Source organism: Symbioplanes lichenis, from assembly GCF_030709675.1.
GTDB lineage: Bacteria > Actinomycetota > Actinomycetes > Mycobacteriales > Micromonosporaceae > Actinoplanes > Actinoplanes lichenis.
The window spans coordinates 502133-525319 of record NZ_JAUZQD010000002.1; the positions used below are offsets into that span (position 1 = coordinate 502133).

Consider the following 23187-nt stretch of genomic DNA (forward strand, 5'->3'; position numbering starts at 1 on the left):
AGCCTCGATCCGAGAGAGCTGAGCCCTGATCCGAGAGCTGACCGGAAAGGGCCCGGCGGCCACGGCGAGGAATGCCGCGGCCGCCGGGGAGGAACGAGCGATCAGTTGGTGAAGACCTGGAACTCGGCGGCGACCGTGTTGGCCGCGGCCGGGGCGCCGGTCGTGCAGTCGGACAGGCTGCGGGGGTCGTTCTCCTGCTCGCCCGCGTACGCCGGGTTGCCGGTGCACTGGTTGGTGAGCACCCGGAGCTTGACGTGGGTCGCGTTGGCCGGGCGGACGGCGAACGACTTCATGATGAGGTTCGGGACCTTGGGCCGGAACGTGCTCGTCTCGAACGCGTTCGCCGGCGAGATGTACGCCGACCGGTAGCCCGCGTCCGAGGCACAGTCGGCGCCCGCCGCCGCGTTGCACGTCAGGATCTCGAACTGGCGGACGGTGCTGTACATGGACGCGGTCGTGGCGCCGGCGCCCGGGAACGAGCTGAGCTGGACCCGCGAGACCAGCTTGGCGGCCGTACCCGGAAGGTCGACCGTGACCTGCCGCCCGGCCGCACCACCGGTGGCCGTCCAGACCGTGCCCTCGGCGTCGTCGACCAGCCGGCCCAGGTTGGTGCCGTCACCCGAGACGGTGGCGCCGGCGGAGGCCGAGGCCAGGTTCGTGGTCATGACCGCGCCGATCTGGGTGGTGACGCCGGGGTGGATCGTCTGGGTGATGCGCTTGTGACCGAGGCCCGCGCCGACGGCCAGGAACTTGTACGTACCCGGGGCCAGCGTGAACGTGTCCGGCAGCTCGGTCGCCGGGTCGGTGTCGGCGATCGGCGTCGCCCCGAAGTCGTAGTCGCCGACGTAGAGGCGCACCGGCTTGCCCGCCCCGTCGCCGAGCGGCTTGAAAGTGACCTCGGAGTTCTCGACGTACGGGGAAGCGAAGCTCGCCACCGGATCGATGTCGGCCGGTCCGCTGGAGGCGCCGGCGCCCATGCCCCGGGCGGCGAACGCGTTCCACAGCAGGTCCTGGTTCGCCCCGTCGAAGCGCAGCGCGTCCGCGGTCAGCATGTTGTCGCGCATGTCGAGCATGCTGATCTGGCCGGTGGCCGCGAGCAGGAACGAGTCGAAGACGAGCTGAGCCCAGCGCCGGTTGCCGGGGCAGGAAGTCGCCGGTGTCGTACCCGCGGCGCAGCTCTCCTGGAGGGTCCGCGTGCCGGCGCCGTACCGGGCGAGGAAGGCCCGGCGGACGTCGAAGTTGGTGGCGCTCCAGATCTCGCCGTCGGAGTGCACCGCCGCGCCCCGGTCGTAGCCGAAGTCGGTGTAGTTGAGCGGGCTGTTGCTCATGTCGTAGTTGCGGATGCCCGTGGCGTTGTCGCCGGTGACGTACGCGCCCGTGACCGAGGCGGTGTTGCCCTTGGGCGTGTAGCCGCTCTCGTACAGGTACTCCATGGCGAGCAGGTCGGACCAGCTCTCGCCCATCGAGCCGCCCTGCTGCGAGCTGATGCCGTTGTCCGGGCCGGCGATCATGCGGTTGCTGATCGCGTGCGTGTACTCGTGGCCGATGACGGTCATGTCGTAGTCGCCGTCGACGCAGGGCGGGTAGCCGCTGCCCGCGAAGGGCTGCCACATGTACATGTTGGTGGTCGGCTGCATGCCGTCCGGCGGGGTGCTCTGGTTGGCGTTGTTGCGGGTGGTCGCGGTGGCCGCGCCCTGCTGCGCGTTGCCGCGCTCCGGGTCACCCCCCTTGCCGTACGGCAGCGTGTTGACCTTCTGCAGGTTCCACGTGGCCTCGGTGAAGCCCAGCTCGTACGACCAGTCGTGCATCCGGTTGTGCATGGCGAACAGGTTCGCGGTGGCCGCGTCGACGTCCGCCTGCTGCGGGGAGCTGAGCGTCGCCGGGTCGCACTTGCTGGTCGCCCACTGGTTGGTGAACGGGTACGTGTAGTGCCGGTCGGGTTTGGTGGCGGCCGGCGTCGCGGGCGAGCCGTCACCCCACAGCCGTACGGACTCGGCGGAGTTGCCCGTCGTGGTGAAGGTCGGCTGTCCCGTGGCGGCGTCGACGTCCCACGCGTTCCCGGTCGCCGGGTCGAGCACCTTGCGCGTGCAGTTCGCCGACGTCACGCACCAGGTCTGGCGGGTGTCGGCGCCGGAGGCGGCCGGCGTGGCCGGGAAGACCTGCCAGTGCGGGTCGTCCTCGGCGAAGTTGACCAGGTTCTCCCGCAGCAGCACCTTGCCGTCGATCGCGTCGACGTAGGTGGTGTAGCTCAGCGGGTGGTCGCTGTCCTCGGAGATCATGACCACCTGGTACGCGGCCCGGGGCGCGGCCCCCGGCATCGGTACGGCCACCAGCTTGACCCGCTGATCGGCCAGGTCGTTCTTCGCGATGCCCGCGTCGGCGAGCGCCCCGTCGAGGGCCTGCGCGGTGCTCAGCGTCGCCGCGGCGGGCGCCTCGGTGCGCGGGCTGAGTGACGATGTCACCCGGAGCACCTCGCCGCCCTTGACCGCGACGGCGACCAGGCCGTCATGGGCGGCGGGCAGGTCGCCGAACTTCTGCCGCAGCAGGACGACCGAACCCTCACCGACCGGCGAGGTGGTGACCGTCTCGAGCTCGTCGACGGCCGTCGAGGTGAGCGCGAAGAGAGCGGTGTTGCTCTTGAGATAGGCGCGCGCCACGGCGGCCGGGTCGCCCTTGAGGCCCTTGGCCAGTGCACCCTTGACGGGCGTCACCGAGGCGGGCGTGCCGAGGTTGTTCCAGCGGGTGACCTGGGCGGCGGTGGCGACCCGGGCGCGCTGCGCGACGCTGGGAGCTGCAGCACCGCGGTTGTCGACGAAGTCGTACTCGTGGCCCTCGTGCTCCCCGGCGAGCGGCGAGGGGGTGGGCGACGACGGGGTGGGCGGGGCGGCGCTCGCGCCCAGCGGCGCGGTGGCGATCATCGTGGTGGCGGCGAGGATTCCGGCGACGGCGACCCGTCTGCGTATCGGCACGCAAACCTCCTGAACGGCGGCTGGAGGATCTCCCCAGACGCGCAGAGAGTACGTGACCATCGACCGTCATAGATTAAGAACGTGTTGCGATATCGACGGAAGGCTGCGTCCGGGTTACTTTGAGCTATGTCGACGTTGGGGACGCTGGCCGCCACGCTGCGCGCGGTGCTCGGCGACGGGCAGGTGCTCACCGACCGGCAGGACCTCCGGACGTACGAGTGCGACGGCCTCGCCAACCACCGCGTCGTCCCCGGCATCGTGGTGCTGCCCCGCGACACCGCCGAATGCGCGCGTACGGTCCGGGAGTGCGTCGCGGCGGGCGTACCCTTCGTGGCGCGCGGCAGCGGCACCGGCCTGTCCGGCGGCGCCCTCCCCCGCGCCGACGGCGTGCTGATCGTGACCGCGCGCATGCGCCGGATCTTGGCCGTCGACGCCGCCGACGAGCGCGCGACCGTCGAGCCGGGCGTCATCAACCTGCAGGTCAGCAAGGCCGCGGCCGAGCACGGCTACTACTACGCGCCGGACCCGTCGAGCCAGCAGGTCTGCTCGATCGGCGGCAACGTCGCGGAGAACTCGGGCGGCGCGCACTGCCTCAAGTACGGCTTCACCACCCACCACGTGCTCGGCGCGGAGATCGTCACACCCGAGGGCGAGGTGGTCGAGCTGGGCGGTCCGGCTCCCGATCCGCCCGGGTACGACCTGTTGGGCGCGTTCGTCGGCGCGGAGGGCACACTCGGGATCGCCACGCGGGTCACGGTCCGGCTGACGCGGCTGCCGCAGTCCGTCCGTACGCTGCTCGCCGCCTTTCCCACCACCGCCGCAGCCGGCGCCGCGACCTCGGCCGTGATCGCCGCCGGGGTGATCCCCGCGGCCGTGGAGATGATGGACGCGCTCGCCGTGGAGGCCGCCGAGGCCGCCGTCGCGTGCGGCTACCCGGCCGGCGCCGGGGCGGTGCTGATCGTCGACCTGGACGGCCCGACGGCCGAGGTGGAGGCGCAGTTCGCGCAGGTCACCGCGCTGTTCGAGACGCACGGCGCGACCGAGCTGCGGGTGGCGGCCACCGAGGCGGAGCGGACGCTCTTCTGGCGGGGACGCAAGTCGGCGTTCGCCGCGGTCGGCCGGATCAGCCCGGACTACATCGTGCAGGACGGCGTCATCCCGCGCACCGCGCTGCCCGAGGTGCTGGCGCGCATCGGCGAGATCGCCGCCGGGCACGGGGTCCGGGTCGCCAACGTCTTCCACGCCGGGGACGGCAACCTGCACCCGCTCGTCCTGTTCGACGCGGCGAAACCGGGCGAGGACGAGCGAGCCGAGGAGGCCAGCGGCGCGATCATCGACCTGTGCATCGAGTACGGCGGCTCGATCACCGGCGAGCACGGGGTGGGCACGGACAAGGCGAAGTACATGCCGCGGATGTTCACCGCCGACGACCTGGACACGATGCAGCTGCTGCGGTGCGCCTTCGACCCGGCCGGGCTGGCCAACCCCGGCAAGATCTTCCCCGAGCCCCGCCTGTGCGGCGAGATCCCGCGCAAGCACCACGGCTCCGACGCGCCGACGGGACTCTACTGAGAAGAGGGGACTCTGCTGAATGGAGTGGGCTCCAGCGACCGAAGCGGACCATATCGACGGGGTCCCCGCCCGGTGGGTCGCCGCGCCCACGACCACCGCGGAGGCGGCCGCGGTCCTCGAACGGGCCGCGCGCGACAACCTCGCCGTCGGCATCCGCGGCGGCGGCACGAAGCTCGACTGGGGCCTCCCGCCGCGCCGGCTCGACCTTCTCGTGGACACGAAACGCCTGTCCGGGGTCCTCGAGCACGCGGCCGGGGATCTCATCGCGATCGTCCGGGCCGGCACCCGCCTCGACACGCTCGACTTCGGATCCCAGCACCTCGCCCTGGATCCGCTGCCGGGGGCCACGGTCGGCGGCACGGTCGCCCTCAACACGAGCGGGCCGCGGCGGCTGCTGCACGGCACCGCGCGCGACCTGCTCATCGGCATCACGGTGGTCCGGCCCGACGGCCGGGTCACCCGCTCGGGCGGCAAGGTCGTGAAGAACGTCGCCGGGTACGACCTCGGCAAGCTCTACACCGGCTCGTACGGAACCCTCGGGCTGATCACCGAGTGCGTCTTCCGCCTGCACCCGGTCGCCGGGGCGCGCGCGGTCGTCACCACGCCCGTGCCCCGCGCCGACCTGGGCGCCCTGCTCGCCACGATCCGCGCCGAACAGGTCGTGCCGTCCGCCGTCGAGCTGGACCGCCCGGACGACGGTCCCGTGACGGTCGCCGTGCTCGTGGAGGGCACCCCGGCGGGCGTCCACGACCGGGCCGCCCAGCTGGAGAAGGCGACCGGCGGCACCACGTCGGCCGACCCGCCGCCGTGGTGGGGCCGCTACCCGTGGCAGCCGGGCGAGACCGGGGTGAAGCTGACCGCGCCGCTGTCCCGCGTGCCCGCCCTCGCCGAGCCCGGCGTGCGTGGATCCGCCGGCACCGGCGTCCTGTACGCGCGACTGACCGGTGACATCCCGGCCCGGCTGGATCGGATCCGCGCGGCCGCGATCGCGGCCGGCGGGCACGCCGTCGTGCTGACCGCGCCGCCCGACGTCCGCGAGCGCGTCGACATGTGGGGTCCGGTGCCGGGGCTCGCGCTGATGCGACGGGTGAAGGACCGGTTCGACCCCGGGCATCGCTTCGCCCCGGGCCGTTTCGCGGGAGGGATCTGATGACGGAACTGCCGGATCTGCTCGGGGACTGCGTGCACTGCGGGTTCTGCCTGCCCAGCTGCCCGACGTACACACTGTGGGGTCTGGAGGCGGACAGCCCGCGCGGCCGGATCCATCTCATGGGCGCCCACCTGGACGGCGAGCCGCTCAGCCCCTCGATGGTCCAGCACTTCGACCAGTGCCTCGGCTGCATGTCGTGCGTGACCGCGTGCCCGTCCGGCGTCCAGTACGACCGGCTGATCGAGGAGACCCGCGCGACGGTCGAGCGGGAGGCCCCGCGCACCCCGGCGCAACGGGCGCTGCGGGCGGCCATTTTCGCCCTGTTCCCGTACCCGCGGCGGTTGAAGTTGCTCCGCGGCCCCCTGCGTGCCTGGCACGGCACGGGTCTCGCCCGCCGCCTCGGCCCCCGCCTGCCCGGCCTGCTCGCCACCCTGCAGTCGCTGGCCCCGGCGCCGCGCCGGATCCCACCGCCGCCGACGCTGATCCCCGCCCGCGGCCCGCGCCGGGCGGTGGTCGGCGTGCTCACCGGCTGCGTGCAGAGCGCCTTCTTCCCCGAGGTCAACGCCGCCACCATCCGGGTGCTCGCCGCCGAGGGCTGCGATGTGGTCGTGCCCCCGGCGCAAGGCTGCTGCGGCGCCCTCAGCGTCCACAACGGACGTACGGACGAAGCGCGCACGTTCGCCCGGCGCACGGTCGACACCTTCGCCCGCGCCGGTGTCGACGCTGTCATCGCCAATGCGGCCGGCTGCGGCTCCGCCATGAAGGACTACGAATCGCTGCTGCCCGACGCGTCGGCCTTCACCGGCCGGGTCCGCGACCTGTCGGAGTTCCTGGTCGAGCTGGGCCCGGTCGCCCCTCGCCACCCCCTGCCGGTGACCGTGGCCTACCACGACGCCTGCCATCTCGCGCACGCGCAGGGGATCCGCTCCCAGCCCCGGCAGCTGCTGGACGCGATCCCCATGCTGAAGGTGCGCGAGATCGCCGACCCTGAGATCTGCTGCGGCTCGGCCGGCATCTGGAACATCCTCAATCCGGTCCCCGCCGCCGAGCTGGGCGCCCGCAAGGCCGAGAACGTCCTGGCCACCGGCGCCGACCTGCTCGTGACGGCCAACCCCGGCTGCCTGATGCAGATCGCCGCCGCCGCCCGCCGCCTGGGCCGCGAGCTGCCCCTCGCCCACACCGCCACGGTCCTCGACGCCTCGATCCGCGGGACGCGGCTGTAGTCAGACCTTGAGCGTCTCCAGGATGTCGCGCAACGCCTCCTGCTGCGCGACGGTGAGCCGGCTGGTCAGGTGGCGTTCGACGGCCGCCGCGAGCAGGGGCCGGGTCCGCGTGATGACCTCGGCGCCCGCCTCCGCCACCGCCAGCTCCACGCCGTTGCGCAGGCGCGACCGGGTCAGATAGCCGCGCCCCTCCATCCGGGTGAGCAGGTGGGACAGCCGGGTGCGGTCCCAGCCGGTGGCGGCCGCGAGCGCGTTCTGCCGGATCGTCCCGCCGGAGGAGTGGAGCTGGACGAGCACGGTCATCTCCGGCTCGGACAGCTCGATGTCCTCCACCACGTCGGCGACGACGGCCGCGCGCACCAGCTCGCTCACCTGTTTCCAGAGCAGCCAGAGGCCAACTGTTGACATATCAACGCCGTCGCTCATACTGTTGATATTACAACACCCCACCTCCGGGAGGCACCATGCTGCACGCCGTCACCCGCATCGGCTACGGCGCGGCCCAGCTGCGCCGGCTCGACGACGACCGGGCCACCGCCGTGGCGCTCGTCCGCCGCGCCCTCGAGCTCGGCGTCGACCACATCGACACCGCCCTGTTCTACGGCTCGGCGAACGACGTGCTCCGGCAGGCGCTGCGCCCGGACGACAAGGTCCTCGTCGTCACCAAGGTCGGCGCCACCCCGGTCCCCGGCGGCCCGGTGCCGCTCCGGCTCGCGCAACGCCCCGGCGAGCTGCGCACCGACGTCGAGAACAACCTGCGCACCCTGGGCACCGACCGCCTCGACGTGGTCAACCTGCGCCGGCCCGACGGCGGCCCGACCGTCCGCGCCACCGGCGACCAGGTCGTGGACCTCGACGACCAGCTGGCCGTCCTGACCGCCCTGCGCGACGAGGGCAAGATCGGCGGCATCGGCCTCAGCGGCGTGACCCTCGACGGCCTCCGCCGAGCCCTCCCGGCCGGCATCGTCTGTGTCCAGAACGCCTACAGCCTGGTCGCCCGCGACGACGAGGAGTTGCTGCAGCTGTGCACCGCCGAGGACATCGCCTGGGTGCCGTTCTTCCCGCTGGGCGGCGCCTTCCCCGGCCTGCCCAAGGTCACCGACGAGCCGGCCGTGCACGCGGTGGCCGAGAAGCTCGGTGTCACCCCCAGCCAGGTGGGCCTGGCGTGGCTGCTCCACCACTCCCCCACCGTGCTCCTCATTCCCGGCACCGCCAGCATCGCCCACCTGGAGGCCAACCTCGCCGCCGCCACCATCCGCCTCGACGACGCGACGATGGCCGCCCTCGACGCGGTGCCTTCGCGGTCCTCCCAGATCACCCTGGGCTGACGGCCGTTCAGCGTTCGATCAGCTTCATCTGGGCGTCGGTGTGGTGGCCGCCCTCGGCCGCCGGCAGTGCGGTCAGCGCGGCGACCTGCTCGGCCGTGAGCTCGACGGCGTCGGCGGCCGTGTTCTCCTCGACCCGGCCGACCCGCTTGGTGCCGGGGATCGGCACGATGTCGTCGCCTTGGGCGAGCACCCACGCCAGGGCCACCTGGGCCGACGTGGCGCCGATGCGGTCGGCGACCCGTTGCACCTCGTCGGCGATGCGCAGGTTGCGCTGGAAGTTCTCGCCGGTGAAGCGCGGGTGGTTCTTGCGGAAGTCGCTGTCGTCGAGCTTCTCCAGGTCGGCGGGCGTCCGCAGGGCGCCGGTGAGGAAACCCCGGCCGAGCGGCGAGTAGGCGACCAGGCCGATGCCCAGCTCGCGCAGCACCGGCAGCAGCTCGTCCTGATCGCGCGTCCAGATGGAGTACTCCGACTGCAGCGCGGTGACCGGATGCACGGCGTGCGCGCGCCGGATCGTGTCCACCCAGGCCTCGGACAGCCCGATGTGGCGGATCTTGCCCTGCCGGACCAGCTCGGCGAGCACGCCCATCGTGTCCTCGATCGGCGTGTCCGGATCCACGCGGTGCTGGTAGTACAGGTCGATGTGGTCGGTGCCGAGCCGCTTGAGCGACCCGTCGACAGCGGTGCGGATGCTGTCGGGGCTGCTGTCGGGCCGGCCGGCGCCGCGCCCGGTGTGCGAGATGAGGCCGAACTTGGTGGCCAGCACCACCCGGTCCCGGCGACCCCGCAGGGCCCGGCCGACCAGCTCCTCGTTGACGTAGGGCCCGTAGACCTCCGCGGTGTCGATGAGCGTGACGCCGAGATCGACGGCCCGGTGAATCGTCCGGATCGACTCGTCGTCGTCGCTGCCGGCGCCGCTGTAGCCGTGCGACATGCCCATCGCCCCGAGCCCGATGCGGCCGACCTCGAGGTTGCCCAGTTTCGCTGTTCGCATGATGTCCTCTTTCGTCGTTTCGCTCATGCCCCGGTCCCGCCCATCCATGCATGGCCGGGCCTACCGGTCAGACCCCTCGATCAGGCGATCACCGAGGGCGCTGCGGCGGTAGAGGACGTGCCGGCCGTCCCGGATGCGCGTCACCAGGCCGCTGCCGTGCAGTATCCGCAGGTGCTGGGAGACCGCGCTCGGGGTCACCCGCAGGCGGCGGGCCAGCTCCACGGTGGGCAGTGCCTCGGCCAGCAGGAGCAGGAGCCTGGCCTTGGGCGGGCCGACGAGGGCGGCCATCACCTCGGGGCCGGGCGGAACGGTGGCCTGCCAGAGGGTCGCGATGCCCCGGGCCGGGTAGGCCAGCCACGGCCGCTCGGCCGAGCTCATCGGCGGGATCGCTTTGTAGGCGAAGATCGACGGAAGCAGCAGGAGACCATGTCCGGCGGCGGACACCCGGTATCGGCCGATCATCTGGTCGATGCGCAGCGCACCATCGGCCCAGCTGACATTCGGATGAAGGTCGGCGAAGAGCAGTCGCGCGCCGCCCGTGGCGAGCTGCCGCGCACGATAGGTCGTGTCGGCCTCCATCACCAGGCGCATCCGTGGCCAGCATTGCGCCATGGCGGCCGACCAGTAGCGTTCGAGCAGGTCGACGAGGTCGCTCAGGGTCGCGGCGCGCAGCACGGCGGGCACCGGACCCGGCGCGTGGGTCGCTGCGATGTCGCGCTCGACCAGATCGGGTGGCGTACGGCGTATCTCGTCGAACTGCTCGGCGGGCGGCGGCGCGAAAGTCGCCGGGCGCGGCGTGAGGAAGTCCGGCAGGGCGCGGCTGTTTCCCACCAGAGACAGCAACAGCTCCAGGTCATCCGGTTCGAGCGCGGCCAGGGCGGCCCGGCGCCACGGCAGGTGCAGCGCGTACCGGCCCGGGTCGCGCAGCGCCCACAGGCTGCACACCAGCTCCTGGACCGGTGATATCGCGAAACGGGTGTCCGCGAGATCCTCGGCGCTCAGCTCGCTGTTCCTGCTGGTCCCGCTCGGCGACCGGGTTCCGTACCGCCGGCTTCTGACCATCCTGCTGACGGTCACTTCCGGGGCCCTGCTGCTGGCCGCGGCGGCGCCCGCCCTGCCGCCGCTGATCGGCCTCAGCCTGATGATCGGCACCGCCACGGTGGTCGCGCCGATCATCGGTCCCATGGTGGCCGGCATGGTGCCGCCGGAGCGGCGCGGCGTCACGACCGGCCTCCTGCTCAGCGGTGGCACCGGTGGCATGCTGCTGTCCCGGACGTTCAGCGGCTACCTGGTGCACTGGTGGAGCTGGCGAGCCCCGTACGTGCTCTCCGCCGCCCTCCTGCTGATCTTCGCGGCCTGGCTGCACCGCGTCCTGCCGCGGGCCCCGGCAGCCACCCGCCCGTCCGTCGCCGGACTGCTCGCCGAGCCGGTACGCCTGCTGACCCGCGAGAGCGACCTGCGCCGGTCGTGCCTCTACCAGGCCGCGATCTTCGCCGGTTTCTCCGCCACCTGGACCTGCCTGGCCCTGCTGCTCACCGGTCCGGCCTACGGCTACGACCCCCGGGCCGTCGGGCTCCTGGCCCTGGTGAACGCCGCGACCATGCCGGCCACGCCGGTCGCCGGTCGCCTCATCGACCGGCACGGTCCCGACCTGGCCAACCTGGTGTGCGCGGCCGCCGTTGTCGCCAGCGCCGCCCTGCTGGCCACGGGCGCGCGCGGACACCTGGTGGGGCTGGTCGTCGGCACTCTCGTGCTCGACGTGGCAATGCAGTCCGGCATGGTCGCCAACCAGGTTCGCGTCTACGCGATCAGCGACAACGCCCGCAGCCGCCTCAACACCGCCTACATGACCTGCGCGTACATCGGCGGCGCCGTGGGTTCCTGGCTCGGTTTGCGGTGCTATCCGATCTTCGGCTGGCTCGGTGTCTGCGCCCTGGTCGGGGTGCTGGCGCTGATTCCGCTGGCACACGTCGCCCTGACCCGAGGCCTTCCCGGTCATTTCGGGACGGTGGCGGGGCGGGGGCGGCGGGGGTGGAGGGTGTAGCTGAAGGAGATCAGGAAGTCGATGATCACGGCGAAGCCCCAGACGCGCATCGGGGACCACAGGGCGCCGGTCGCCGCGTCGCCGACGAGCAGCGTGAAGATGCCCAGGACGGCGGCCGCCACCAAGTATGCAGCGAGGTGGCGGAGCCAGCCGCGGCGCTCGTGGGCGGCGTGCTCCCGGCCGTGCCTGGGCGGTGTGGTCGGTGCGGGACCACCGGCGAAGCGGTGGGCGAAGCGCTCGTCGGCCCAGCGGATCATGCGGTGGCCGCCGGCGACCGACACGCCCAGGTAGATGGCGGCCAGGGTGTGGGCGAGTCCGGCCTCGCCGCCGCGGCGCAGGTCGGCCGCCGACGCCGCGAGCAGCACCACGTCCACCAGGGGTACGCACACCAGCAGCACCGCCCCGGCCCGGCGCCACCGCAGCAGGTAGCGGGCGGCGAGGCCGGCCACGAGCAGCACCCAGAATCCGATCTCGCAGGCGACGATCACCGCGATCATGACCTACCCCCTCGTTTTCGCACAGTCGTGTGAAATCCTTGGTAACACAGTCGTGCGATAATCACCAGGTGCCCAAGGTTGTCGATCACGGAGCGCGGCGCCGGGAGCTGGCCGGAGCGGTGTGGCGAGTGCTCGCGCGCGACGGCGTCGCCGACGTCTCCATCCGGTCGGTGGCGGCCGAGTCCGGCTGGTCGTCCGGCGCGCTGCGGCACTACTTCGCCACCCGCGCCGAGCTGCTCGCCTTCGCCTGCGAAGAGGTGATCGCCCAGGTCACCGCGAGGATCCGTGCCCGCGAGAAGGAGCTCGCCGCCCGGCCACCGCGCGTCGTCGCCGAGGCCCTTTTGCTGGAGACGATGCCACTGGACGAGCAGCGCCGGCTGGAGGCGGCGATCGCGTTCTCGTTCCTGGCGCTCGGGCTCGGCGACGACCGGCTGGCCGAGGTGCACCGGCGGCAGTTCACACTGATGGCCCAGCTGTGCGAGGGCATCATGCGGGCGCTGCGGCCCGACGACCCGGAGATCGCGAGGCGGGCGCGGCGGCTGCACGCGGTCGTCGACGGGCTGACCGTGCACGTCCTGGCCGGGCACCTCACGGCGGGGGAGGCGGCCCGGGAACTCACCGCTTCCCTGGATCTTGTCAGCTGAGACTCAGGTCCGCCCGGTAGCGTTGATCTTTCGTATCCCCGGTTCGTGAGGAGTTGAGGTTCCGCCGTGGGCGGTTACGGGTGGCAGATCGTTCTCGTCGTCGTGCTCGTGCTGGTGAACGCCGTGTTCTCCGGCAGTGAGATGGCCCTGGTGTCGCTGCGCGAGAGCCAGCTGCAGCGCCTCGAACGCGAGACGAGGACCGGCAAGACCCTCGCCAGGCTGGCCCGGGACCCCAACCGGTTCCTTGCCACGATCCAGATCGGCATCACGCTCGCCGGCTTCCTGGCCTCGGCGTCGGCGGCCGTGTCGCTGGCGAAGCCGCTGGTCGGGCCGCTGGGTTTCCTGGGCGACGCGGCCGATCCGGTGGCGATCGTCGTCGTCACGATCATCCTGACGTTCTTCACGCTGGTCGTCGGCGAGCTGGCGCCCAAGCGGATCGCCATGCAGCGCGCCGAGGGCTGGGCGCTGCTGGTCGCGCGGCCGCTCGACATGCTCTCGACCTTCGCCCGGCCGGTCAACTGGCTGCTCGGCAAGACCACCGACCTGGTCGTCCGACTGACGGGCAACAACCCCGACGCCGGCCGCGAGGAGGTCAGCGCCGAGGAGATCCGGGACATGGTCGAGGCGCAGCAGGAGTTCTCCGCGGAGCAGCGCACGATCATCTCCGGCGCGTTCGAGATCGCCGACCGGATCCTGCGCGAGATCCTCGTCCCGCGGCGTGACGTGCTGGTGCTGCCGGCCGATCTGAGCGCGGAGGAGGCGCTGGCCAAGCTGGTCGCGGGCGGCCACTCCCGGGCGCCGGTCGTCGGACCGGTCGGGCTGGACGACGTACTCGGGGTCGTGCATCTCCGCGACCTGATCGGCGCGTCCGGGCCGGTCCGCGGGCACATGTTCGCGGCGGTGTTCCTGCCCGAGACGCTCAAGGTGTCCGACGCGATGCTGCAGCTGCGCACCCAGCGCCAGCAGTTCGCCCTGGTCGTCGACGAGCGCGGGGCCATCGACGGCATCGTCACCATGGAGGACCTGGTCGAGGAGGTCGTCGGCGAGATCTACGACGAGACCGACCGCGACGTGCAGTCGGTCGTGCACGAGGACGACGGCGCGATGCTGCTGCCCGGCACCTTCCCGATCCACGACCTGCCCGACATCGGCGTCGATGTGGAGAACCTGGAGGACGGCGACTACACGACGGTCGCGGGGCTGGTGCTGGCGCGGCTGGGCCACATCCCGACCGCGCCCGGTGAGGTCGTGGACATCGACGGCCACTCCGCCGAGGTCACCGAGATCACCGGGCACGCGATCACCCGGCTGCGCCTACGCCCTCACTTGACGGCCAGCTCGCCCAGCTCCGACCAGTCATCCTGATCGATGCTCTGGCTGATGATCCGCGGGGTTGCCTGCAGATAGGGCGGCAACTCCTGCTGCGCCTGCTTGAAGTGCGCCGAGCCGACGTGGGCGGCCCCGGCGTCCCCGTCGCGGAAGGCCTCGACGAGCACGTACTCGTTCGGGTCGTCGAGGCTGCGCGACCAGTCGTACCAGAGGCAGCCGGGCTCGGCCCGGGTCGCGCGGGTGAAGTCGCCGGCGATCTCCGGCCACTTCTCGGCGTGCTCGGGCTTGATCAGGAACTTGGCGGTGATGAAGATCATCTGTGTGTCCTCTCCGTGTCCCACCAGGAAATCACGCGACTGACGCGGCGGCACGGCTTAGGCTCGCGGGCATGCCGAGAGAGACCGGCCGCAAGGTCATCGCGTCCAACAAGAAGGCGCGCCACGACTACGAGGTGCTGAAGACGTACGAGGCCGGTCTCGTCCTGGCCGGCACGGAGGTCAAGTCGCTGCGCGCCGGCTACGCCTCGCTGGTCGACGCCTTCGCGCAGGAGCACGAGGGCGAGCTCATGCTCTACAACCTGCACATCGCCGAGTACGGGTTCGGCTCGTGGACCAATCACGCCCCGCGGCGCACCCGGAAACTGCTCCTGCACCGCCTCGAGATCGACCGCATCCTCGACAAGTTGCGCGAGCCCGGCGTCGCCCTGGTCCCGCTGTCGCTCTACTTCAACGAGGGCTGGGCCAAGGTGGAGCTGGCGCTGGCCAAGGGGCGCAAGGAGTACGACAAACGGCAGGCCATCGCCAAGCGTGACGCCGACAAGGAGATCGCCCGGGCCCTCGGCCGCAGCCTCAAGGGTCACTCAGCGAAATCAGGGGGTCACCCGAGAGGGTGAATTGTGAGATCCTGTACGTCGTGTCGGCGGCGGATCTTTGGCAACGTGCGCAGGCGTCCGGGACTCCCCTCGTGTCGGGCGTGGACCCCGGCGGCCTGGCCGAGGTCACCTTCGTATGGCGGGGCGAGGCGGAACGCACGGCCGTCGGCTGGGGCGTCCGCCTCGAGCTGACCCGCGAGCCCGGCACGGACCTGTGGCACGGCACGTTCCGGCTGCCCGCGCGGCTGCGGTCGATCTACTACGTGACCCATCTGCCGCCCGGTGACTACAGCGTCCCGCACGACGACCGGGGCACCGGCGCTGTCCACATCGACGCGCTGAACCCGTACACCATGAAGTTCCCGGCCGATCCGGGCGATCCGAGCGACCGGGACGCGTACGTCTCGCATCTGACCTTGCCCCTCGCCCCGCCCGAGACCTGGCCCGTGCCGCAGCCGGGCGTGCCCGCCGGGACCATCGAGGAGATCACGCTCGACAACGGCCGCCGCGTCTCCGTCCACGTGCCCGCGGGCGGCCGCCGCGCCGGGCTGCCCGCCCTCGTCGTCTTCGACGGCTACCTGGGCCGCACGGTCATGGGCATCCCCGCGACCTGCGACAACCTCATCGCCGCAGGGCGCATCCCGCCCCTGGTCACCATCTACCTGCACGGTACGGACGACACGCGCGACAAGGACCTGAGCCCCGACTCGGAGGAGACGACCCGCTTCGTCACCCGCGAACTCATGCCCTGGGCCCGCCGGGAGTACGGGATCAGCCCCTTCCCCCAGGACATCGCGGTCGCGGGCGCCTCCCTCGGCGGCCTCATGGCAGCACACGTGGCCCTGCGCGCCCCGGAGGTCTTCGGCGCGGTGATCGCCCAGTCGGGCAGCTTCTGGTGGCCCCGCCCCGAGGACGGCGAGCCGGAGTGGCTGACCCGCGAATTCACCCGCTTGCCCCGGGCCGGCCTGCGCTTCTACCTCGACGTCGGCGACCGCGAGACCACGTCCGTCGGGCCGGGCGCCCCCCACCAGATCCAGGCCGTCCGCCACCTGCGCGACGTCCTTCGGACCAAGGGCTACCCCGTCACGTACGCCGAATATCCGGGCTGGCACGACTACGTCAACTGGCGCAACCTCTTCCCGTCCGCCCTCCAAGCCATCTTCGGCCGCGCCTGACGTGGGCTGCGAGCCCACCGCGAACGACTGGCGCCGAACGGACGATCACCATGGTGAGGCACGGGCCCTGCCGAACCCATGAGCCGGGCACTCCGGCGGGCACGTCAGGACCGGCCGATCCGGCTGTCTGGCGACTGGCGCCGCAGCACAATCTCCAGGAGTCGTCCACCACGTTCACCGCCCTGGTCAGTCGCATCGCCTGCAATGACGGAGTCACGAAGACGTCTTTCCTGTCGCGGGTCTCACCTGGGGTGAGCTTGCGCTCGATCGCCAGCACGCCGAGCAATGGTGTGGGCAGAGCCGCTTCCGCCGCGGCTGACGGTCCGGCGAAGGTCAGGGTCGGGCTCAGGGAGATCCCGGAGGACTCCGCGGTGCCGAAGATCCATGCTGGGACTCCCCCACGAGGACAGGAGCGCCCATGGCCGAGCCGGGCTTCAGCCATTTCTCCAACACCCGCCCGCGCCACCGCCGCTGGAGGATCATCGGGGTCGCTGAGAGGGCCGGCGAGCCGGTGCACACTGTCGAGATCTTTCAGGGTGCCGACCCCGACGTGCCGGTTCTGACGCTGCGGCCGGAGGACGTGCCGCAGTTCGTGGCGGGCCTCGTCGCGACGGTCATGCCAGGTGACCTGACCGGGGAGGACGACTGAGGCGGCGCCCCGGCGCGGGCACCGCCGATTCGGGAAGCAGCGTCAGATCACGGCGGTCCGGCGTACGCGGACGAAGAGGTCTCGCCGCGGGAAGAAGCCGCCGAACAGGCCGCCGATCTCCTGGACCACGATCGTCTCGATGCCGTCGGCGATCGGAGTGGTGCTGGGCGGCAGGGCGGCGACCGCGTTGGCGAAGGCCTCGTCGAAGCTGAGGTTCTTCGAGAAGCCGGTGGCCTCGTCGCCCTTGTCGGCCACGGCCCGCTTGTACGCGGCGAGTTCCCGGCCGCACTTCTGGATCCGCACCTCGTCGGAGCCCTCCGCGTGGTGCACGGTCACGACGGCCTGGTCCGCCGGGAACAGAACGCTTTCCGAGTACGTGTACGGGGTCACGACTTGCGGGAAGAACCCGTCGAGCGGCCGCCGCACCAGGTCGAACTGTTGCGGGAAGATCCGCCGGGGGTCCTCGGCGATGTCGACCTCGAAGCCGGGGCTGGGCAGCTTGCCCTCGGCGACGATGAGAATCTGGGGGGCCGGCGCGGAAGGCACGGATGCTGCCGCGTTCGGCCAGGACGTCTGTCATCGGGACGGTCCCTTCTGCTGGGCGCGATGAAAGGCAGAAGGTTGCCACTCCCGAGCCGGGGCCACAGCCCACGATCCGACGTATCAGTCGTTCTCCAGGGGCAGCTCGGCGGCCTCGCCGGTCAGCGGGCTGTGCGAGTGCTCGGGTGCGGCCAGGGTCGTCCGGGAGAAGCGGCCCTGCGACCGGGTGACGGCCACGGCGAAAAGCTGGATCGGCAGCGGCGGCTCGGCGATCGGGCCGGGACCCCAGCGGACCCAGAACGGGATCCGGCCCTCTTCCGCCTCGGCCAGGAGCTTGTCGATCGTACGCTGACGATGGCTGTGATCGACCTCGACGACGATGGGCGGGCCGTCGGGGCGGGCGAGCGCGACGTCGAGCACCGAGTGCCGGCGCTCCATCGGCGGGGGCAGGGTCACGATGCTGGCCGCCCGGCGGTAGACGCGCCACCCCTCGGCCTCGCCCCACGCGGCGACCTCGTCGATGAGCAGCGTGGTCACCTGCTCGCGGGTCAGCCCCGAGAACGTCAGCGCCGCGAGCCGCCCCGCCAGATCCTGCACGCGACCAGCGTAGTCAGTCCGTGATGGACGCGCGGAAGGTGTAGCGGTCCCCCCGGTACGCCTGCACGGTCAGCTCGATCGGCACCGCCTCCTGGTTGAAGGTCAGCTGCGTCGCGGCCAGGATCGGCACCGGCCCGGTGATCTCCAGGTGCGCCCGCTCCTCGTCGGTGGCGTTGCGCGCCTCGACCGAGTAGTCGGCGTAGTGCGGCCGCTGCGTCGGCGACGCCGCCCGCAGCACCTCGTAGAGCGAGTGCCCGGCGAAGTCCGTGGTGGCCAGGGCCGGGGCGACGGCGAGCGGCAGCCGGTTGTGCTCGACCGCGATGACCAGGTCGTTGAGGAAGCGCAGCCGCCGCATCTCGAACAGGTCGGCGCCGGCCACCGTGTTCAGCAGCTCGGCCTCCCGTACGGTCGCCGCCCGCACGCCCGACGACAGCACCTTGTTGCGCATGGTGAGCCCGCGCTGCTGGGCGAGATCGGTGAAGCCGAGCACCCGCCCGCCGGCGCCGGGGCGCGGTTTCGGCGCGGCGGCGATGGCCCAGCCGCGCGCCGGCAGCGAGACCAGCAGCCCGCGTTCCCGCAGCTCGGCGAGGGCGGCGCGGATGGTGACCCGGGAGGCGTCGTAGCGCTCGGCGAGCTGCCGCTCGGACGGCAGGCGGGCTCCGTCGGCCCCGTCGGCCGCGCGCAGGTCCTCCTCGATGCGGTCGGCGAGGCGGAGGTAGAGCGGCAGCGCGTCGGGACCGATCAAGGGGCGCGTCTCCATGCCGCCAAGCTACCAGGAGCAGACCAGTTGGAGTCATTGACAGCCCAGTTGCATACCAGTAGCTTCCAGGCACAGACCAGACCGTGGAGCAGCGGTCCGGGCGGCCGAGCGGCGGGGCCGCAACCCAAGCGCAAGGAGTGACTACATGGCAGGCAGCGCCTTCACCGAGGCGGAGATCCAGCAGCAGCCGGACGTCTGGCGGGCCACGCACGCCGTCGTGACGGCCGCGCGCCGTGAGGTCGACGGCCTCCTCGCCGCCGCCCTGGCCGACCCGCGCACCCGGATCGTCCTGACCGGCGCGGGCACCTCCGCCTACGCCGGCGAGCTGCTTGCCCCGGAGCTCTCCCGCAGGCTCGGGCGACTCGTGGAGGCGGTGCCGACCACCGACATCGTCACCGACCCGGACCTCGTCGCCGGGGCGGACAGCCCGGTGCTGCTGGTGTCCTTCGCCCGCAGCGGGAACAGCCCCGAGTCGGTCGCGGCCGCAGAGCTCGTCGACCGGCTCGCGACCACAGCGCATCAGCTCGTGATCACCTGCAACGCCGAGGGCGCGCTGAGCCGCCGCTACACCGGCGCCGCCAACGCGACCGTCATCGACCTGCCCGCCGCGACGAACGACCGCGGTTTCGCCATGACGTCGTCGTTCACCAGCATGGTGCTGGCCGCGTACCTGTGCCTGGCCGGCGAGGCCGATGTGGACGCCCTCGCGAGCGCGGCGGAGACCGTGCTGAGCGGCTCCGGCGACATCGCCAAGACCGTGACGGCGCTCGCGCCCGGCCGGATCGTCTACCTCGGCTCGGGCAGCCTCAAGGGGCTCGCCCACGAGGCCGCGCTCAAGTGTCTCGAGCTGACCGCCGGCGACGTCGCGGCCCTGGGCGAGTCCACGCTGGCCTTCCGGCACGGCCCCAAGGCGGCCCTGACCCCGGACACCCTCGCGGCCGTCTTCGTCTCCGGCGACGACCACCGGCGCGCCTACGACCTCGATCTCGTACGCGAACTCGTGGCCACCCTCGGCACCACCCGCGTCGTGGCGATCGGCGACCACCCGTACGCAAGCGATGTCGTGCAGTGGATCGTGCCCCGGCCGCCGGGGACACCGGACGCGCTCTGGGCCGTCGCCGCCGTGATCCCCGCCCAGCTCACCGCGCTCGCCTGTGCGCTCGCCCGCGGCCACACGCCGGACAACCCGTTCCCGGGCGGCGAGGTCAACCGGGTCGTGCGGGGCGTGACCATCCACCCGTACGGCGAAGGCGAGGACTGACATGTTCCTGGGCGTGGACGGGGGCGGCAGCAAGACCGCCTTCTGCCTGATCGACGACGCCGGCACCGTGGTGGCCGAGGCCCGTACGGCCAGCATCTACTACCTGATGAGCAGCATCGACATCGTCGCCCCGCTGCTCGCCGAGGGCGTCACGCAGGTGTGCGAGCGGGCGGGCATCGAGCCGGCCGGCATCACGTACGCGTTCTTCGGGATCCCCTGCTACGGCGAGGTGTCCGCCGACGTGGCGACGCTCGACGCGCTGCCGGCCACCGTGCTCGGCCACGACCGCTACCGCTGCGGCAACGACATGATCTGCGGCTGGGCCGGGTCGCTGGGCGGCGTGGACGGCATCAACGTCGTGGCGGGCACCGGCTCCATCTCGTACGGGGAGAACGGGGCCCGCCAGGCCCGCGCCGGCGGCTGGGGTGAGCTGTTCGGCGACGAGGGCTCCGGCTACTGGGTGGCCATCCGCGGGCTCGGCGCCTTCAGCCGGATGGCCGACGGCCGGCTGCCCCGGGGCCCGCTCGCCGACCTGCTGCGGCGTGAGCTGGGCCTCACCGACGATCTCGACGCCGTCGACGTCGTCCTCAACCGGTGGAAGGGCGACCGGGGCCGGATCGCCGCCCTCAGCCCCCTGATCAGCGCGGCCGCGGCGGCCGGCGACACCGCCTGCGCCGCCATCCTGCGCGACGCCGGGCACGAGCTCGCCGCGCTGGTCGACGCCCAGGCCCGGGCGCTCGGCTTCACCACCGGGCCGGTCCCGGTCTCGTACTCCGGCGGCATGTTCACCTGCGAACCGCTGCTCGCGGCGTTCCGGGCAGCCCTGGACGACCGCTACGACCTGCGCACTCCCCTGTACGCCCCGGACCTCGGCGCCGCCGTCTACGCGGCCCGCCTCGCCGGCCACCATCTCGAAGGGATATCGGCATGACCACTGTCACCGCGGGCCGCCGGACCGGCTGGATCCCGTACGCCGGACTGCTCGTGCTCTTCTGGGGCGTCTGGGGCGCCTTCTCCGGCGAACCGACCAGCCGGTACGGCTACCCCGACGGAATGGTCTACATCATCTGGTCGTTCACGATGATCATCCCGGCCGTCGCCGCGCTGCGCGGAGCCACCTTCGACCGCCGCCCGATCGCCGCCTTCTACGGACTGCTCGTCGGCGTCACCGGCGCCGGGGGCCAGCTGCTGCTCTTCAAGGCCCTGACCATCGGCCCCGCCTACATCATCTTCCCGATCATCGCCCTCTCCCCCGCGATCACCGTGGTCATGGCCCTGGTTGCCCTCAAGGAGCGGCTGACCCGGCTGGCCGTGATCGGCGTCGTGCTCGCCCTGGTCGCCATCGTGCTGTTCTCCGTGGCGCCCGGCGACGAGGACGCGTCCACCGGCCCGTACCTGCTGCTGGCGATCCTGATCTGCGTCGCCTGGGGCGTGCAGGCCTACTACATGCGCAAGGCGGCGCTGTCCGGCGTCAACGACGCGACCACCTTCGGCTGGATGACGATCAGCGGGATCGTGCTGATCCCGGTCGCGCTGATCATGATGGGCGGCTTCCCGACGGACTTCCCGTGGCAGGCGCCCGCGCTCACCGCGGTGACGCAGGTGCTCAACGCGGTCGGCGCGCTCTTCCTGGTGATGGCGATGAGCCGGGGCAAGGCGTCGCTGGTCGCGCCGATCACCAACGCCCTCGCGCCGGTGCTCACCATCATCCTGTCGCTGGCCGTCTATCAGAACGTCCCGTCCGGCTACCAGACCGCGGGCATCCTGCTGGCGCTGGCCGGCTCGACGCTGATGGTCTACACGACCGAGAAGTCGGCCGAGGACTCGGCCGGGCTGAGCACGTCATGATCCGCGTCGTCACGGTCACCCTCAACCCCGCCCTGGACATCACGTACGAGGTCCCGGCGCTCGTCCCGGGGGAAAGCGTGCGCGTCGGCGCCGTCCGGTCGCGCGCCGGCGGCAAGGGGGTCAATGTGTCCTCGGTGGTCCGGGCCCTCGGCGGCGACACCGTGGCTGTGGCTCCGGCCGCAGAGTCCTTCCGCGTGCACTTGGACGCGCTCGGCTTCCCGATCAGGCTGATCCCCGCGTTCGCAGCGGTCCGGCGGACGATCGCCGTGGTGGGCGCGGACGGCACGACCACGATCCTGCTGGAGCCGGGCCACCCGGCCGCGCCCGGCACGGCGGAGGCTGTACTCGACGCGGTGGCTCGTGAGGTGGCAACCGCCGATGTTCTCGTGGTGTCGGGCAGCCTGCCGCCGGGCCTGCCCGCCGACCTGCCGGCCCAGCTGGCCAAGCTCGGCGGTGTCCCCGCGATCCTCGACGTGTCCGGCGAGGCCCTGCGGCAGGCGACCGGCGCCGGGGCGGTGCTGATGCCGAACCGGGACGAGCTGACCGAGCTGGCCGGCGCGCCCGTGGCGTCGGCGCGCGACGTCGCCGGGTGGGGCCGGCGCCTGCTCGACGGTGGCGCGGCGGCCGTCGTCGTGACGCTCGGCTCCTCCGGCGTGGTGGCCGTCACCCCCGACGGCACCTGGGCCGCCCGGCCGGCCGAGACCGTGGACGGCAACCCGACCGGCGCCGGCGACGCGGCCGCCGCCGCCCTGGCCCTGCACCTGGCCGCCCGCACGCCGTGGCCGGCCGCGCTGGCCGACGTGGTGGCGACCGCGGCGGCCTGCGTGCTGCGCCCGGTCGCCGGGGAGATCGACCTGACCGCCCGCGCCCGCTGGCGCGAGCAGATCACCGTGGAGGAACTGTCGTGACCAAGCCGTCCATCGTGGGAGACCTGCGCGGCAGCGGGCGGGCCGTCGGCGCGTTCAACGTCATCATGCTGGAGCACGCCGAGGCCGTCGTGGGCGGCGCCGAGGACGCCGGGCTGCCGGTCATCCTGCAGATCTCGCAGAACGCCGTTCGCTATCACGGTGCCCTGGCGCCGCTCGCCCTGGCCTGCCTGAGCATGGCCGGCAGCGCCGCCGTGCCGGTGATCGTCCACTTGGACCACGCCGAGGACGAGACGCTGATCGACGAGGCCGTCGCCCTGGGCATCCCGTCGGTGATGGTCGACGCGGCGACGCTGCCCTACGAGCAGAACGTGGCCCGCACCCGCGCGGTCACCGACCGGTGCCACGCGGCCGGCGTCTGGGTCGAGGCCGAGCTCGGCGCGATCGGCGGCAAGGACGGCGCCCACGCCCCCGGGGTACGCACCGATCCGGCCGAGGCGGCGTCCTTCGTGGCCGCCACGGGGGTCGACGCGCTGGCCGTGGCGGTCGGCTCGTCGCACGCCATGGCCAGCCGCGACGCCGTCCTCGACGACGACCTCATCGCCCGGCTCGCCGCCGCGGTGCCCGTACCCCTGGTGCTGCACGGCTCCTCGGGCGTGCCGGACGAGGGCCTGCGCCGCGCGGTCGCCGCCGGCATCGTCAAGGTCAACGTCGGCACGCTGCTCAACCGGGCCCTGACCGGCGCGGTGCGCGACGTCCTCGCCGCCGACGCCCGCCTCTCCGACCCCCGCAAGTACCTGTCCCCCGCCCGCGCCGCCGTCCGCACCGAGGTCGCCCGCACCCTGACCCTGCTGGCCGCCTGAGACCGGGCCG

At 72.4% G+C, this 23187-nt stretch carries 24 protein-coding genes; 15 read left to right on the forward strand and 9 right to left on the reverse strand.

Annotated elements, in window-relative coordinates:
• Nucleotides 1-101: 101 nt before the first annotated feature.
• Nucleotides 102-2969, reverse strand: a complete 2868-nt coding sequence (locus RAN62_RS06210; protein ID WP_305783493.1) for a M36 family metallopeptidase — start codon at nucleotides 2967-2969, stop codon at nucleotides 102-104.
• A gap of 126 nt (nucleotides 2970-3095) precedes the next feature.
• Here RAN62_RS06210 and RAN62_RS06215 point away from each other — a divergent pair, with 126 nt between their 5' ends.
• Genes RAN62_RS06215 through RAN62_RS06225 form a run of 3 tightly spaced genes read left to right on the forward strand, consistent with a single transcriptional unit; the run spans nucleotide 3096 to nucleotide 6914 of the window.
• The gene (locus RAN62_RS06215) at nucleotides 3096-4541 is read left to right on the forward strand and encodes an FAD-linked oxidase C-terminal domain-containing protein (protein WP_305783494.1); all 1446 of its coding nucleotides are present in this window, start codon (nucleotides 3096-3098) and stop codon (nucleotides 4539-4541) included.
• 19 nt (nucleotides 4542-4560) lie between these two features.
• Entirely contained in the window at nucleotides 4561-5691 is a 1131-nt protein-coding gene (locus RAN62_RS06220) for an FAD-binding oxidoreductase (RefSeq protein ID WP_305783495.1), read from the forward strand.
• Complete coding sequence (locus tag RAN62_RS06225) at nucleotides 5691-6914, forward strand: (Fe-S)-binding protein (protein ID WP_305783496.1); 1224 nt, start codon at nucleotides 5691-5693, stop codon at nucleotides 6912-6914. Before RAN62_RS06220 ends, RAN62_RS06225 begins: the two co-directional genes overlap by 1 nt.
• Here the strand turns inward: RAN62_RS06225 and RAN62_RS06230 are convergent, their stop codons facing one another.
• On the reverse strand, nucleotides 6915-7340 hold the full coding sequence (locus tag RAN62_RS06230; RefSeq protein WP_305783497.1) for a MarR family winged helix-turn-helix transcriptional regulator: 426 nt from the start codon (nucleotides 7338-7340) through the stop codon (nucleotides 6915-6917).
• Between the two features lie 38 nt (nucleotides 7341-7378).
• On the opposite strand from RAN62_RS06230, the gene RAN62_RS06235 reads away from it, so the two are divergent.
• Nucleotides 7379-8242 carry an aldo/keto reductase gene (locus tag RAN62_RS06235; RefSeq protein ID WP_305783498.1) on the forward strand — a complete coding sequence of 288 codons (864 nt, stop codon included), beginning with the start codon at nucleotides 7379-7381 and terminating at the stop codon, nucleotides 8240-8242.
• A gap of 7 nt (nucleotides 8243-8249) precedes the next feature.
• Here the strand turns inward: RAN62_RS06235 and RAN62_RS06240 are convergent, their stop codons facing one another.
• Both RAN62_RS06240 and RAN62_RS06245 read right to left on the reverse strand, forming a co-directional pair.
• A complete protein-coding gene (locus tag RAN62_RS06240) occupies nucleotides 8250-9233 on the reverse strand; it encodes an aldo/keto reductase (protein WP_305783499.1) in 984 nt (327 codons plus the stop codon).
• A 60-nt stretch (nucleotides 9234-9293) separates the two neighbouring features.
• Nucleotides 9294-10178: an ArsR family transcriptional regulator gene (locus RAN62_RS06245; protein WP_305783500.1), complete on the reverse strand. Its 885-nt coding sequence runs from the start codon at nucleotides 10176-10178 to the stop codon at nucleotides 9294-9296.
• A gap of 31 nt (nucleotides 10179-10209) precedes the next feature.
• Here RAN62_RS06245 and RAN62_RS06250 point away from each other — a divergent pair, with 31 nt between their 5' ends.
• A complete protein-coding gene (locus tag RAN62_RS06250) occupies nucleotides 10210-11277 on the forward strand; it encodes an MFS transporter (protein WP_305783501.1) in 1068 nt (355 codons plus the stop codon).
• Here RAN62_RS06250 and RAN62_RS06255 read toward each other — a convergent pair.
• The gene (locus RAN62_RS06255) at nucleotides 11229-11774 is read right to left on the reverse strand and encodes a hypothetical protein (protein ID WP_305783502.1); all 546 of its coding nucleotides are present in this window, start codon (nucleotides 11772-11774) and stop codon (nucleotides 11229-11231) included. The genes RAN62_RS06250 and RAN62_RS06255 overlap by 49 nt on opposite strands.
• A gap of 68 nt (nucleotides 11775-11842) precedes the next feature.
• On the opposite strand from RAN62_RS06255, the gene RAN62_RS06260 reads away from it, so the two are divergent.
• Entirely contained in the window at nucleotides 11843-12418 is a 576-nt protein-coding gene (locus RAN62_RS06260; RefSeq protein WP_305783503.1) for a TetR/AcrR family transcriptional regulator, read from the forward strand.
• Nucleotides 12419-12484: 66 nt separating this feature from the next.
• Nucleotides 12485-13783 (forward strand): hemolysin family protein, encoded by a 1299-nt coding sequence (locus tag RAN62_RS06265; protein WP_305783504.1) that lies wholly within the window; start codon nucleotides 12485-12487, stop codon nucleotides 13781-13783.
• Here the strand turns inward: RAN62_RS06265 and RAN62_RS06270 are convergent.
• The gene (locus RAN62_RS06270) at nucleotides 13741-14064 is read right to left on the reverse strand and encodes a putative quinol monooxygenase (protein WP_305783505.1); all 324 of its coding nucleotides are present in this window, start codon (nucleotides 14062-14064) and stop codon (nucleotides 13741-13743) included. The two genes, RAN62_RS06265 and RAN62_RS06270, sit on opposite strands and share 43 nt — an antisense overlap.
• Before the next feature lie 71 nt (nucleotides 14065-14135).
• On the opposite strand from RAN62_RS06270, the gene smpB reads away from it, so the two are divergent.
• The 3 genes from smpB (at nucleotide 14136) to RAN62_RS06285 (ending at nucleotide 16442) form a co-directional block, all read left to right on the forward strand.
• Nucleotides 14136-14639 carry an SsrA-binding protein SmpB gene (gene smpB, locus RAN62_RS06275; RefSeq protein ID WP_305783506.1) on the forward strand — a complete coding sequence of 168 codons (504 nt, stop codon included), beginning with the start codon at nucleotides 14136-14138 and terminating at the stop codon, nucleotides 14637-14639.
• Nucleotides 14640-14710: 71 nt separating this feature from the next.
• Nucleotides 14711-15793 carry an alpha/beta hydrolase gene (locus tag RAN62_RS06280; protein ID WP_305783507.1) on the forward strand — a complete coding sequence of 361 codons (1083 nt, stop codon included), beginning with the start codon at nucleotides 14711-14713 and terminating at the stop codon, nucleotides 15791-15793.
• A 418-nt stretch (nucleotides 15794-16211) separates the two neighbouring features.
• Nucleotides 16212-16442, forward strand: coding sequence for a hypothetical protein (locus RAN62_RS06285; protein ID WP_305783508.1), 231 nt, complete (start codon nucleotides 16212-16214; stop codon nucleotides 16440-16442).
• A gap of 42 nt (nucleotides 16443-16484) precedes the next feature.
• On the opposite strand, the gene RAN62_RS06290 is transcribed toward RAN62_RS06285, so the two are convergent.
• The 3 genes from RAN62_RS06290 to RAN62_RS06300 form a co-directional block, all read right to left on the reverse strand.
• Complete coding sequence (locus tag RAN62_RS06290; protein WP_305783509.1) at nucleotides 16485-16988, reverse strand: hypothetical protein; 504 nt, start codon at nucleotides 16986-16988, stop codon at nucleotides 16485-16487.
• Nucleotides 16989-17105: 117 nt separating this feature from the next.
• On the reverse strand, nucleotides 17106-17579 hold the full coding sequence (locus RAN62_RS06295) for a hypothetical protein (protein ID WP_305783510.1): 474 nt from the start codon (nucleotides 17577-17579) through the stop codon (nucleotides 17106-17108).
• A gap of 13 nt (nucleotides 17580-17592) precedes the next feature.
• A complete protein-coding gene (locus RAN62_RS06300; RefSeq protein ID WP_305783511.1) occupies nucleotides 17593-18339 on the reverse strand; it encodes a GntR family transcriptional regulator in 747 nt (248 codons plus the stop codon).
• Nucleotides 18340-18484: 145 nt separating this feature from the next.
• On the opposite strand from RAN62_RS06300, the gene RAN62_RS06305 reads away from it, so the two are divergent.
• The 5 genes from RAN62_RS06305 to RAN62_RS06325 are packed head-to-tail and all read left to right on the forward strand — an operon-like array spanning nucleotide 18485 to nucleotide 23177.
• The gene (locus RAN62_RS06305) at nucleotides 18485-19600 is read left to right on the forward strand and encodes an SIS domain-containing protein (protein WP_305783512.1); all 1116 of its coding nucleotides are present in this window, start codon (nucleotides 18485-18487) and stop codon (nucleotides 19598-19600) included.
• Between the two features lies 1 nt (nucleotide 19601).
• Nucleotides 19602-20531, forward strand: coding sequence for an N-acetylglucosamine kinase (locus RAN62_RS06310; protein WP_305783513.1), 930 nt, complete (start codon nucleotides 19602-19604; stop codon nucleotides 20529-20531).
• Complete coding sequence (locus RAN62_RS06315; RefSeq protein ID WP_305783514.1) at nucleotides 20528-21448, forward strand: DMT family transporter; 921 nt, start codon at nucleotides 20528-20530, stop codon at nucleotides 21446-21448. Before RAN62_RS06310 ends, RAN62_RS06315 begins: the two co-directional genes overlap by 4 nt.
• Nucleotides 21445-22356 carry a 1-phosphofructokinase family hexose kinase gene (locus RAN62_RS06320; protein ID WP_305783515.1) on the forward strand — a complete coding sequence of 304 codons (912 nt, stop codon included), beginning with the start codon at nucleotides 21445-21447 and terminating at the stop codon, nucleotides 22354-22356. The genes RAN62_RS06315 and RAN62_RS06320 overlap by 4 nt, the downstream gene beginning before the upstream one ends.
• Nucleotides 22353-23177 carry a class II fructose-bisphosphate aldolase gene (locus tag RAN62_RS06325; RefSeq protein WP_305783516.1) on the forward strand — a complete coding sequence of 275 codons (825 nt, stop codon included), beginning with the start codon at nucleotides 22353-22355 and terminating at the stop codon, nucleotides 23175-23177. Before RAN62_RS06320 ends, RAN62_RS06325 begins: the two co-directional genes overlap by 4 nt.
• The last annotated feature ends 10 nt before the right edge of the window (nucleotides 23178-23187 follow it).